This is a genomic window from Motiliproteus sp. (genome assembly GCF_965230735.1).
GTDB lineage: Bacteria > Pseudomonadota > Gammaproteobacteria > Pseudomonadales > Balneatricaceae > Motiliproteus.
Window position 1 is genome coordinate 3,533,353 of sequence record NZ_OZ246016.1, and the last position, 11,591, is coordinate 3,544,943.

At 55.5% G+C, this 11,591-nt stretch carries 11 protein-coding genes and 2 tRNA genes; 2 read left to right on the forward strand and 11 right to left on the reverse strand.

The window, feature by feature from the left end; all coding sequences use genetic code 11:
• Positions 1-284 precede the first annotated feature (284 nt).
• Positions 285-1,055 (forward strand): hypothetical protein, encoded by a 771-nt coding sequence (locus ACO05M_RS16330; RefSeq protein ID WP_421865275.1) that lies wholly within the window; start codon positions 285-287, stop codon positions 1,053-1,055.
• Between the two features lie 523 nt (positions 1,056-1,578).
• On the opposite strand, the gene ACO05M_RS16335 is transcribed toward ACO05M_RS16330, so the two are convergent.
• The 11 genes from ACO05M_RS16335 to ACO05M_RS16385 form a co-directional block, all read right to left on the reverse strand.
• Positions 1,579-1,655 (reverse strand) — tRNA-Pro (locus ACO05M_RS16335).
• A gap of 72 nt (positions 1,656-1,727) precedes the next feature.
• A tRNA-Pro gene (locus tag ACO05M_RS16340) sits at positions 1,728-1,804 on the reverse strand.
• Positions 1,805-1,895: 91 nt separating this feature from the next.
• Entirely contained in the window at positions 1,896-2,252 is a 357-nt protein-coding gene (locus ACO05M_RS16345) for a MerR family transcriptional regulator (protein WP_421865277.1), read from the reverse strand.
• Positions 2,233-2,535 carry an integration host factor subunit alpha gene (gene ihfA, locus ACO05M_RS16350; RefSeq protein WP_421865280.1) on the reverse strand — a complete coding sequence of 101 codons (303 nt, stop codon included), beginning with the start codon at positions 2,533-2,535 and terminating at the stop codon, positions 2,233-2,235. The genes ACO05M_RS16345 and ihfA overlap by 20 nt, the downstream gene beginning before the upstream one ends.
• A gap of 34 nt (positions 2,536-2,569) precedes the next feature.
• Positions 2,570-4,948, reverse strand: coding sequence for a phenylalanine--tRNA ligase subunit beta (gene pheT, locus ACO05M_RS16355; RefSeq protein WP_421865283.1), 2,379 nt, complete (start codon positions 4,946-4,948; stop codon positions 2,570-2,572).
• A gap of 77 nt (positions 4,949-5,025) precedes the next feature.
• Positions 5,026-6,042, reverse strand: a complete 1,017-nt coding sequence (pheS, locus tag ACO05M_RS16360) for a phenylalanine--tRNA ligase subunit alpha (RefSeq protein WP_421865286.1) — start codon at positions 6,040-6,042, stop codon at positions 5,026-5,028.
• Positions 6,043-6,261: 219 nt separating this feature from the next.
• A complete protein-coding gene (rplT, locus tag ACO05M_RS16365; protein ID WP_114695455.1) occupies positions 6,262-6,618 on the reverse strand; it encodes a 50S ribosomal protein L20 in 357 nt (118 codons plus the stop codon).
• Between the two features lie 36 nt (positions 6,619-6,654).
• Entirely contained in the window at positions 6,655-6,849 is a 195-nt protein-coding gene (rpmI, locus tag ACO05M_RS16370) for a 50S ribosomal protein L35 (RefSeq protein ID WP_114695454.1), read from the reverse strand.
• A 135-nt stretch (positions 6,850-6,984) separates the two neighbouring features.
• Entirely contained in the window at positions 6,985-7,524 is a 540-nt protein-coding gene (infC, locus tag ACO05M_RS16375) for a translation initiation factor IF-3 (protein ID WP_421870771.1), read from the reverse strand.
• Between the two features lie 3 nt (positions 7,525-7,527).
• Entirely contained in the window at positions 7,528-9,453 is a 1,926-nt protein-coding gene (gene thrS, locus ACO05M_RS16380; RefSeq protein ID WP_421865289.1) for a threonine--tRNA ligase, read from the reverse strand.
• A gap of 197 nt (positions 9,454-9,650) precedes the next feature.
• The gene (locus ACO05M_RS16385) at positions 9,651-10,364 is read right to left on the reverse strand and encodes a FadR/GntR family transcriptional regulator (protein WP_421865292.1); all 714 of its coding nucleotides are present in this window, start codon (positions 10,362-10,364) and stop codon (positions 9,651-9,653) included.
• 183 nt (positions 10,365-10,547) lie between these two features.
• On the opposite strand from ACO05M_RS16385, the gene ACO05M_RS16390 reads away from it, so the two are divergent.
• A complete protein-coding gene (locus tag ACO05M_RS16390; RefSeq protein WP_421865295.1) occupies positions 10,548-11,363 on the forward strand; it encodes a (Fe-S)-binding protein in 816 nt (271 codons plus the stop codon).
• The last annotated feature ends 228 nt before the right edge of the window (positions 11,364-11,591 follow it).

The following is an 11,591-nucleotide window of genomic DNA, read 5'->3' on the forward strand; positions in this document are numbered from 1 at the left end:
TTTTCAGAAAATTTAACAGGCTATAGAAGAGCCACCAGCCGCCCTCTCCGATCGAATAAAAAACACCCAGCAACGATCAATTTCCACTCAATTTTGCTTTTGAAAACCGCACCGACAAACAATCAAACCCGCACCGGATCGGATTGCCAATTCAAGCAAATCCCACAACCGCCGATAGAGCGCAGTAACCTGGTTGAAAGCCATTGCCGTCATAAGGGCTTCAAGCTATCTTGGTAGCTGGAAAAACCTAGGGTGTTAGATGTCCCCTGACCACCGGAGAGCTTATGAGTCCTGCCACCATCGTCACGTTGATTATCGTGGGTATCGTCGTGATGGTGGGCGCCGCCTTTGTGGCCCAGTCGATGGAAAATGCACGCAAGGCGCGCGCATTGAAAATCAAGGTAATCAACGAGCGCATCCGCCGCATCAGCTCGATGCTCAGCGATATCCCACACAATTATATGACCGCCGACCTGCGCCAATTCATGCTGACGCTGCTCAAGCGCAACTGCCATGAGATTCTTGAACTCGACCCCCGTCATGCCAGCGCGGGTGCCCTGGCGAAAAAAATCGACGAGCTTCAGAAGCAGGAATTCAAGAGTGCTTTGGATTCCCTCAAGCCTCCTTTCAGCGACCCCATCAGCGGCCAAGGACTGCGTGCCCGGATCAAGGACCTGGTCAACACCATCGTGGCGATGAGCAAAGAGGGCAGCCTCGACAAAGCCTCTGCCGTGAAGTACTCCAATCAGGGCAAGATGATGTTTGAACTGATCAGCGTCGACATCGCCCTGATCACTGCCCGTAACGCGGAGCAGAACAAGAAGGTCAAGGTCGCAGCCGTCCACTACAGCAATTGCTTAAAGAAACTCAAGCGGATCAATACCAAGAACCTGTTCAATAAGCGGATTCAGCACCTTACCAACAAGGTCAAACAGCTCAAGCAGCAGATCGCCGAAGCCGAAGCGGCGTCCAAACCGCAAACCAAAGAGCAGGATGAATGGAGCAAATTCGAAGAGCAGCAGAACGACTGGAAGATCAAGCAGGATTACGAATAGCCAATCAGCTGGTGACGATCACCAACCACGCAATTCAGCCCACCAAAACTGTTTCTCGAGACGCAGCTCGGCACAGCAGGATTTGATCCTTCCACCCCATGCCATCGTCAGGCAAAGAGCCGCTACCGGACAGCGCTACGCCCCGACTAAGAGAACGGCCTGCTGAGTTGCGGGATGTACCGAGCGGCACAGGAAGTAAATTCGATCGACCAGATAATGGTCGGGACGGCAGAATTAGATCCTTCCACCCCATGCCATCGTCAGGCAAAGAGCCGCTACCGGACAGCGCTACGCCCCGACTAAGAGAACGGCCTGCTGAGTTGCGGGATGTACCGAGCGGCACAGGAAGTAAATTCGATCGACCGGATAATGGTCGGGACGGCAGGATTTGATCCTTCCACCCCATGCCATCGTCAGGCAAAGAGCCGCCACCAGACTGCGCTACGCCCCGACTAAGAGAACGGCCTGCTGAGTTCCGGGATGTACCGAGCGGCACAGGAAGTAAATTCGATCGACCGGATAATGGTCGGGACGGCAGGATTTGAACCTGCGACCCCTTGCACCCCATGCAAGTGCGCTACCAGACTGCGCTACGCCCCGACTAAGAGAACTGCCTGCTGACTTCCGGGATGTACCGAGCAGTACAGGAAGTGAATTCGATCGACCGGATAATGGTCGGGACGGCAGGATTTGAACCTGCGACCCCTTGCACCCCATGCAAGTGCGCTACCAGACTGCGCTACGCCCCGAATTCAGGCAATTACAGCTGCCTTGCGACAGCGAGAGCGAATACTACCCCATCCCCCAAGTCAGTGGAAGAGCCGGTTCGGAAAATTCGGACTAGACCGATTTGAGGGTAACGAGCAACTGCTCAAGTTCGGAAATTGTCTGTCGAATCAACTGCTGGGAGCGCTGATTATCATCATCGGCCTGCTCGCCATCGAGCCATTGACGGGCACCGGCAATGGTAAAGCCCTGCTCGTATAGCAGATGAGAAAGCTGACGCACCAGCAGCACATCCTGGCGCTGATAGTAACGCCGGTTGCCGCGGCGCTTGACCGGCTGGAGCTGCTCGAACTCCTGCTCCCAATAGCGCAATACGTGAGGCTTTAGCCCACACAAAGACGCTACTTCACCGATGGTGAAGTAGCGTTTGTCGGGTATGGGAGGAGCCGGCTCAGTCTGCTGAGTCGGCATAGGTTTCGACTTTTTCTTTCAGCTTCTGTCCGGGACGAAAGGTAACCACTCGGCGAGCGGTGATAGGCACTTCCTCACCGGTTTTAGGGTTCCGTCCCGGCCGCTCACGCTTGTCACGCAAATCGAAGTTACCAAAGCCCGAAAGTTTGACCTGTTCGTTCTCTGACAGACAAGTACGAATCTCATCGAAGAACGATTCGACCATCTCTTTGGCTTCACGCTTGTTCAAACCGATCTCGTCGAACAAGCGCTCGGACATCTCAGCTTTGGTCAAAGAGCTCATGGAGCCTCCTGTGCGAAATAAGCCCTTAGTGTCGTTAGCTTCTCAGCGCTGCACCCAACTGTTGTTTGGCGGCAGACACAACGGCATCAAAGAACTGGTTGACTTCCTCGTCATTAAGCGTGTGCGATGGATGCTGCCAGGTCAAGCTGAGAGCCAAACTTTTTTTACCGTTTTCAATACCTTCGCCGCTATAGACATCAAACAGGGTGACATCCTTGAGCCACTCACCGGCTTTTTCGCGGGTCAACTGAAGCACCTTGGCAACCGCCACCTGCTGATCTACCACCAGCGCCATATCCCGGCTGGTACCCGGGTACTTGGACAGCTCGCTAAAGGTCGGCAGACGGTCAACCATCACCGCATCCAGCGCCAGTTCAAACAGGAACACCGGACCGTTAAGCCCCAGATCTTTGCATAGGCTGGGGTGCAGCGCACCGACGTAGCCCACCAGTTCGCCATCGCGCTTGATCGCAGCGGTCTGCCCCGGGTGCAGGGCCTCATGTTGCGCCGCTTCGAATTCAAACGCATTGGCATCGCCATTGACCGCCAACAGCGCTTCCAGGTCGCCCTTCACATCAAAGAAGTCGACGGCACGCTTGTGACCCGTCCAACCTTCCGGATTGCAGGTACCGAACAGTGCGCCAGCAATCACGTCATCCTGGGTCAGACCATTGTCACCCGGCACAAAGCGCTGACCGGTTTCAAACAGACGAATTCGGCTCTGCTGGCGATGCTGATTGTGCTGCATCGCTTTGATCAGGCCCGGCCACAGGGTGGTCCGCATGACCGCCATATCAGCAGAGATCGGGTTGGCTAGCGCCACCGGCTGGTGCTTGGAGTCAAACTTAGCCAGCATGCCCGGCTCGACAAAGCTGTAGGTAATCGCTTCCTGGTAACCACGGGCCACCAGCAGACGACGCAGATCCGGCAGGCCTTTTTGGGCTTCCGGCTGCGGGGTCAGTTTCAGAGTCGCATGGTTGGTACGAACCGGCATCCGGTTGTAGCCGTAGATACGGGCCAACTCTTCCAGCAAGTCCTCTTCCAGCGATACGTCGAAACGGTACGCCGGCACATCGACCCGCCAAGCGCTATCGCCGTCGGCACTAACACCCATACCCAGACGGGTCAGAATCTCTTCGACTTCGGCAGCCTCGATGTCCAGCGACAGCAGCTTCTTGATCCGCTCGGCACGAAGCTTGACGGTACGAGATGCTGGCAGGTGCTGTTCAAGCGCAACTTCGGTGATCGGACCGGCCTGACCGCCGACGATCTCCAGCAACAGAGCAGTAGCACGCTCGCTGGCCTTAACCTGCAGTTCGGGGTCAACACCACGCTCGAAACGGTGCGACGCATCGGTATGCAGACCGTAGGAGCGCGCCTTACCGGCAATCGCCAGCGGGTTAAAGTAAGCACACTCAAGGAAGATGTCACGGCTCTGCTCGGCAACACCGGAGCCTTCGCCCCCCATGATTCCGGCCAGCCCCAGCGGACCTTGATGATCGGCGATCAGCAGGGTGTCGTTGTTCAGCTCGCATTCCTGCCCATCGAGCAGGGTCAGTTTCTCACCGGCATCGGCCATCCGAACGCGGATACCGCCGTTCAGGGTCGCCAGGTCGTAGGCGTGCATCGGCTGACCCAGCTCCAGCATTACGTAGTTGGTGATGTCGACCACCGGATCGATGCTGCGAATACCGCTACGGCGCAGCTTCTCGACCATCCACACCGGCGTAGTCGCGGTCGGATCGATCCCCTTGATCACACGACCGACAAAACGGGCACAACCCTCTCCAGCTTCGATTTCGATCGGGAAGGTATCGTCAATCGTGGCTGCAACCGGCTCAACCGCAACTTCGGTCACCGGTGCTTTATTCAGCACACCCACTTCACGGGCCAGACCGGCAATGCTGAGGCAGTCACCACGGTTGGGAGTCAGGTCAACCTCGATAATCTGGTCGTCGAGATCGAAGAACTCACGCAGGTCCTGACCCGGCTGGGCCTGAGTCGGCAGCTCCATGATGCCATCGTTGTCTTCGTTGATACCCAACTCCTCACCGGAGCAGAGCATGCCGAAAGACTCGACCTGGCGCAGTTTGGCTTTCTTAATCTTGAAGTTACCCGGCAGTACCGCACCCACTTTCGCAAAGGCAACCCGCAGGCCTGCACGGGCGTTGGGTGCGCCGCAGACAACCTGAAAGGTTTCACTGCCATCACTGACACGACAAACCTGCAGTTTGTCGGCATTGGGGTGTTGCTCAGCAGCTTCGATCTCACCGATCACGACACCGCTAAATTCCGCCGCTGCCGGCTCGACACCGTCTACTTCAAGACCTGCCATGGTGATCTGCGCCACCAGTGCGTCTGTCTCAATGGCGGGGTTTACCCACTCCCGCAACCACTTCTCACTGAATTTCATCGCCTGATTCCGTCTATTCTGTTGCCGTAGCCGTTCGGTTCACGCTTGAACGGCTCGCTGGTTAATCCTGAGTCGATTTATTTGAACTGCTGCAGGAAGCGCAGATCGTTCTCGAAGAATAAGCGCAGGTCATTGACGCCGTAACGCAGCATCGCCAACCGTTCTACCCCCATGCCGAAGGCAAAACCGCTGTAGGTTTCGGTGTCGACGTTGCAGGACTCAAACACCTTCGGGTGAACCATGCCGCAACCCATTACCTCGAGCCAGCCGGTATGACTACAAACTCGGCAGCCTTCGCCTTCACACATCACACAGGCGATATCGACCTCAGCTGAGGGCTCAGTGAACGGGAAATAGGAGGGACGGAAACGTACCGCCAACTCCTGCTCGAAGAACTCACGCAGAAACTCTTCGACGGTGCCTTTAAGGTCGGCAAAGCTGACGTCGGTATCAACCAGCAGACCTTCCACCTGATGGAACATCGGAGTGTGGGTCAAGTCGGAGTCGCAACGGTAAACCCGTCCCGGACAGATAACCCGAATCGGCGGTTCCTGCTGCTCCATGGTACGGATTTGAACCGGCGAGGTATGAGTCCGCAGCAACGTGTGGGCGTCGAAGTAGAAGGTATCGTGCATCGCCCGCGCCGGGTGATGCGCCGGGATATTCAACGCCTCGAAGTTATGGAAGTCATCCTCGATCTCCGGCCCCTGCTCAACGCCGTAGCCGACCCCGGCGAAGAAGCGCTCGATCCGCTCCATGGTACGGGTTACCGGATGCAAACCACCGCTGTGCTGGCCGCGACCTGGCAGCGTGACATCGATGGTTTCTGAAGCCAGCTTGGCGTTCAACGCTTCGGCATCCAGCGCCGCTTTACGCGCGTTGATCTGCTCGGACAGCTGCTGCTTGGCTTCGTTGATCTTGGCGCCTGCCTGCGGCCGCTCTTCGGCGCTGAGTTTACCCAGCCCTTTCAGCAACTGGGTCAGCTCACCCTTTTTGCCCAGAAACTGCACCCGCACCTGATCCAGTTGCTGTGCATCGGTGGCGTTATCTACGGCCTCTTTACCCTGGGCCAACAGGCTATCTAGGTTTTCCATCTTCGGTTCCGACTACCGTGGGCATTGTATGCCCCATTGTGGTTGCCCCCATCGTGATTACGCTGGGCACAACCTGAATCTGTTGTTGCTCACTCTGCTTTTGCAGGTGACGTAACTTTGTGTCTCTTAAAACAAAAACAGGGGAAGGATTTTCACCCTTCCCCTATTCAAAACAGTGACTAACAAGTCACTGAGCGATTCAATGCAGATCGCTGTTGATTAGGCCAGGGCACCCTTGGCTTTTTCAACGATCGCACTAAAGGCCTCTTTCTCGTGTACGGCCAGGTCAGCCAGAACCTTACGGTCGATCTCGATAGAAGCTTTCTTGAGACCGGCGATCAGGCGGCTGTAGGACAGACCGTTGATACGTGCTGCGGCGTTGATACGGGCAATCCACAGAGCACGGAACTGACGCTTGCGCTGACGACGGTCGCGGTAAGCGTACTGACCTGCTTTGATGACTGCCTGTTTGGCAACACGGAACACACGGCTACGGGCACCGTAGTAACCTTTAGCCTGCTTGAGAATTTTCTTGTGACGACGACGAGCGATAACACCACGTTTTACGCGAGCCATAATTCCTTCCTTCTAACTAACTTATCAATAACCAGATTAAGACTGGCGCAACATGCGCTTAACCAGAGCGACGTCAGAAGCGTGAACTTCTGAAGTGCCACGCAGGTGGCGCTTACGCTTGGTGCTCTTCTTGGTCAGGATGTGGCTAGTGTGGGAAGACTTCCGCTTGAAGCCGTTCGCGGTCGCTTTAAAACGCTTAGCTGCACCGCTGCACTTTTTCATTTTAGGCATAACAAAAAACTCCACGCATTCGTTGATTTCTATATAACCCCAGTCTCTTCAACCCCGTTCCGGCCTAAGCTGAAACGGCAAAAGCCCGCTACGTCACTGCGAACAGCGACGATGCGGACTTGCTATGAAGACGGGTTACTTCTTCTTTTTCGGGGCGATGACCATGATCATCTGACGGCCTTCCATCTTCGGATGTTGTTCGACGGTACCCAGCTCTTCGAGGTCGGCTTCGACCCGTTTCAACAGCTGCATACCCAACTCCTGGTGGGCCATCTCACGACCACGGAAACGCAAAGACACTTTGGCCTTATCTCCCGCTTCTAGGAAACGTACCAGGTTGCGTAGTTTTACCTGATAATCCCCCTCTTCAGTTCCTGGACGGAACTTCATCTCTTTGATCTGAGTCTGCTTCTGCTTCTTTTTCTGAGCCGCTTTCTGCTTCTTCAGTTCAAAAACATGCTTGCCGTAGTCCATTAGCTTACAGACCGGCGGCTGCGCATCGGGCGCGATCAGTACAAGATCCAGTGATGCCGTTTGTGCCTGCTGGAGCGCTTCTTCCAGGGTAACAATACCCAGCTGCTCACTTTCGGCGCCTACCAGGCGAACTTCGTTGGCCTCAATCGCTTCATTGATGATGGCCTTCTTGCTCGCGCCCTTGCTGCTTCCTCTTTTAATCTTTTAGCTCTCCGCTACGGCCCGACCTTTACGTGCAACATCCTGTTCCAGTGTCTGGACAAACTCTTCGATGCTCATCGAACCGAGATCTTCTCCGGTTCTCAAACGTACGGTCACGCTCTTAGATTCGACCTCCTTATCGCCCACCACGAGCTGATAAGGAACCTTCTGAATTGTGTGCTCGCGGATTTTAAAGCCGATCTTTTCGTTTCTCAAGTCCGCATGGACTCTAAATCCACGATCTTTCAGGGTTTTGGCGATTTCTTGGCAGAATTCGGCCTGATTATCGGTAATATTCAGAATCACCGCCTGCATCGGCGCCAACCAGGTCGGCATCGCACCGGCATAGTTCTCGATCAAAATACCGATAAAGCGCTCGAAGGAACCCAGGATCGCCCGATGCAACATCACCGGTGTTTCCCGCTCACCCGACTCATTAACGAACTGTGCATCGAGACGGCCCGGCATTGAGAAATCGACCTGAATAGTACCGCACTGCCAAACCCGGCCCAGACAGTCCTTCAGCGAGAATTCGATCTTGGGACCATAGAAGGCACCCTCGCCCGGCAGCTCTTCCCAATCCAGACTAGCGGTATTCAGCGCATCGGCCAGCGCCTTCTCAGCCTTATCCCAGCTCTCATCGGAACCGACCCGTTTTTCCGGGCGAGTCGAAAGTTTGTAGATCACCTCGGTAAAGCCGAAGTCATCGTAGACTTCGTGGAGGAAGTCGATAAAGCGTGCCACCTCAGACTGGATCGCATTTTCGGCACAGAAGATGTGCGCGTCATCCTGAACAAAGCCACGAACCCGCATGATTCCGTGCAGCGCACCGGACGGCTCGTTACGGTGACAGCTACCGAACTCGGCCAGTCGCAGCGGCAGATCACGGTAGGAGCGCAACCCCTGGTTGAACACCTGCACGTGACAGGGGCAGTTCATCGGTTTGATCGCGTAGTCACGGCTCTCGGAGCTGGTGGTGAACATCTCGTCGGAGAATTTATCCCAGTGACCTGACTTCTCCCACAGGGTGCGTTCGACCACCTGCGGCGTCTTGATTTCCTGATAATCATGCTGGGTCAGCTTGGCGCGCATGTAGCTCTCGATCTGCTGGTACAGGGTCCAGCCGTTCGGATGCCAGAACACCATACCCGGCGCTTCTTCCTGCAGATGGAACAGGTTCAGCTGCTTGCCCAGTTTACGGTGATCGCGCTTCTCGGCCTCTTCCAGACGGTGCAGGTAAGCCTTGAGAGCCTTTTTGTCTCCCCAGGCGGTACCGTAAATCCGCTGCAGCATCTCGTTGTTGGAGTCACCACGCCAGTAAGCGCCCGCCACCTTCATCAGTTTGAAGGCTTTGATATGGCCGGTTGAAGGCACGTGAGGGCCACGGCACAGATCGATAAAATCGCCCTGCGAGTAGAACGACAGATCTTCCGCCTCGGGAACCGCCTGCAGCAGCTCAACCTTATACGCTTCACCCATCTCGTCGAACATTTTGGTGGCTTCGTCGCGACTCATCAGCGAGCGGGTGACCGGCAGATTCTGCTTGGCCAACTCAGCCATCTTCTTCTCGATCTTGGTCAGATCTTCCGGCGTAAACGGACGCTCGTAGGCGAAGTCATAATAGAAGCCGTCCTCAATAACCGGACCGATGGTCACTTGCGCACCCGGGAACAACTGCTGGACCGCCATCGCCATCAGGTGGGCACAGGAATGACGAATTACTTCCAGACCATCCTCATCGCGAGCGGTGATAATCGACAACTCAGAATCAGCGTCAATGACGTAACTGGTGTCGACCATCTCTCCGTTAACCCGACCGGCTAACGCAGCCTTAGCCAGGCCCGCACCAATGGAGGCGGCGACATCGTGAACAGAAACGGCTTGATCAAATTGACGGGTACTTCCGTCAGGAAGGGTGATTACAGGCATGTTAAATCCTTTCCAGTGGTGACCCCTACCAAAGGCCACATGAATTGATATTTTTGAAACAGATTTCCAAAAAGGCAGACGCCCGAATTCATTCTTACCATTGACCGGGCGTTAACAAGCGCAGCATTCTAGCAGCGGCAGGCGAGCGACAACAGACTCGAATCAACAATTTATTTGACCCCAGAAAGGTTGCCGCTTTATGACAGCAGCAGTCCCCGCGTATAGGCGATATGCTCCCTCGCCGCTCGACGCGCTCCTTCGGCATCACGATCCATGATGGCTTGAAAGATATGCCGATGCTGGGCACCGATATGCTCCGGGTAGCGCCCTTTCTTCTTGAATGTCTGTGACAGCACACCATAGATCGCGTTGAAGTAACGGGTATAAAGCAGCTGACTCAATGACAGCACCAACAGGTGGTGACTCTGCTCGGCGATCCGCATATGAAAGCCCAGATCCAGCTTGGCTTGGCGCAATGTGTTGGCCCCCGCATTACTTTGCCCCATTCGGGCATACTCCTGCGCCAACGCCTGCAACTCATCATCGCTGGCCCGATCGGCACAGTAGTAGGCCGCCTCCCCTTCAAGCATCTCTCGCATCTCCAGTACCTGCTGCTGCAGCGCCAATCCCGGCTCAGAGATCGATTCGGAATCATCTTGAAAGAACGGTTCCAGCAAATTCTGACAGCGACTACCGCCGCCATGCTGAGTTTGCACCAACCCGGCTCCGCGAAGCTCGTTGATCGCTTCACGCACCGTCGCTCGCGAGGTTTGAAACCGCTGCCCCAAGACGCGCTCAGAATCCAGCTTGGCTCCCGGACGAATTTCACCTTCGATTATCGCCTGCTTCAACAAAGCCGCTAACTGCTTAGAACGACTCAGCTGGACCCGTTCACCATTCTGACGCTGCATTTAAAGACCCAAACTATACTGGTGTTCATCGATAGACTCGCCATACCGCCAGACTGAACTGACCCAAAAAACCAACTTGGTCAGACCAGTTCCAGCAATTAGTTTAGCGCCGATTCAATGACAGGATAAAGTAGCCTCAACTAATAACGAGGGCACAAGCCCCAGTGACCGCCGGATAAACACATGACCACTACCCCAACCCCCACTACTGGCCGCTCGCCGCAGGTAGGCCTGTTCGTCACCTGCCTGGTCGATATGTTCCGCCCCAGCATCGGCTTCGCCACGGTTAAACTGCTGGAGATGGCGGGCTGCCGAGTCGAAGTTCCTGACACTCAAACTTGTTGCGGACAGCCGACCTATAACTCCGGCGATCGCCGCTCCACTGCCGAGATCGCCCGCGGCGTGATCGACAGCTTCGACGGTTACGAATATGTCGTCGGCCCTTCCGGCTCCTGCATCGGCATGCTGCACGATTACCCGCAGCTGTTTGAAAAGACCGACCCCTACCACGATCGTGCAGTAGATCTGGCCAAGCGCGCCTTCGAGATCACCTCGTTTCTGACCGATGTGATCGGTGCCGACCTGAGTCTGGAGAGCTACGCCAAGAAAGTGACCTACCATGATTCCTGTGCCGGCCTGCGTGAACTGGGTATTAAAAAGCAGCCACGCCATCTGCTGGGCAAGGTTGACGGCGTCGAGATCGAAGAGATGGAAGAGGCCGAAACCTGCTGTGGCTTTGGCGGTACCTTCTGCATCAAGTACCCGGATATCTCCAATCGCATGGTCGGCAACAAGACCAAGAACGCTGCCGCCACCAAGGCCGACGTCCTGCTCGGTGGCGACCTGGGTTGCCTGCTGAATATGGCCGGCAAGCTCAAGCGCGAAGGTGAAAAGCTCGAGGTACGCCACGTGGTCGAGGTACTGGCCGGTATGACCGACACCCCGGCCATCGGCCAGAGTGTTGAAGAGTTCAACTACGAACTGGCGCAGGAGGCATAAGGGGCCTATGCATGGTTTTTATAGGTTTTCTGGAGTCCAGCCTGATTCGCAATCAAGGCGTGGATTTGCAGGCATGTGTCAACCTGTCAAAAAGACACAACACCGAGTGCGATTCAGGCTGGGCTCCCCTGCGGGCAAAGCCAGATATGCACATTCTCATCGTTATGCCCTTTGCCAATGGCAGCCAGCATTGACTGCAGGCCATGCCTAGATAATACACATATCTGA

Excerpts from the sequence above, each read along its gene's own strand:
- ACO05M_RS16390 (WP_421865295.1), top strand. The coding sequence starts at position 10,548 with ATGACCACTACCCCAACCCCCACTACTGGCCGCTCGCCGCAGGTAGGC.
- ACO05M_RS16345 (WP_421865277.1), bottom strand. The coding sequence starts at position 2,252 with ATGCCGACTCAGCAGACTGAGCCGGCTCCTCCCATACCCGACAAACGC.
- pheS (WP_421865286.1), bottom strand. The coding sequence starts at position 6,042 with ATGGAAAACCTAGATAGCCTGTTGGCCCAGGGTAAAGAGGCCGTAGAT.
- pheT (WP_421865283.1), bottom strand. The coding sequence starts at position 4,948 with ATGAAATTCAGTGAGAAGTGGTTGCGGGAGTGGGTAAACCCCGCCATT.
- ihfA (WP_421865280.1), bottom strand. The coding sequence starts at position 2,535 with ATGAGCTCTTTGACCAAAGCTGAGATGTCCGAGCGCTTGTTCGACGAG.
- thrS (WP_421865289.1), bottom strand. The coding sequence starts at position 9,453 with ATGCCTGTAATCACCCTTCCTGACGGAAGTACCCGTCAATTTGATCAA.
- rplT (WP_114695455.1), bottom strand. The coding sequence starts at position 6,618 with ATGGCTCGCGTAAAACGTGGTGTTATCGCTCGTCGTCGTCACAAGAAA.
- ACO05M_RS16330 (WP_421865275.1), top strand. The coding sequence starts at position 285 with ATGAGTCCTGCCACCATCGTCACGTTGATTATCGTGGGTATCGTCGTG.
- rpmI (WP_114695454.1), bottom strand. The coding sequence starts at position 6,849 with ATGCCTAAAATGAAAAAGTGCAGCGGTGCAGCTAAGCGTTTTAAAGCG.
- ACO05M_RS16385 (WP_421865292.1), bottom strand. The coding sequence starts at position 10,364 with ATGCAGCGTCAGAATGGTGAACGGGTCCAGCTGAGTCGTTCTAAGCAG.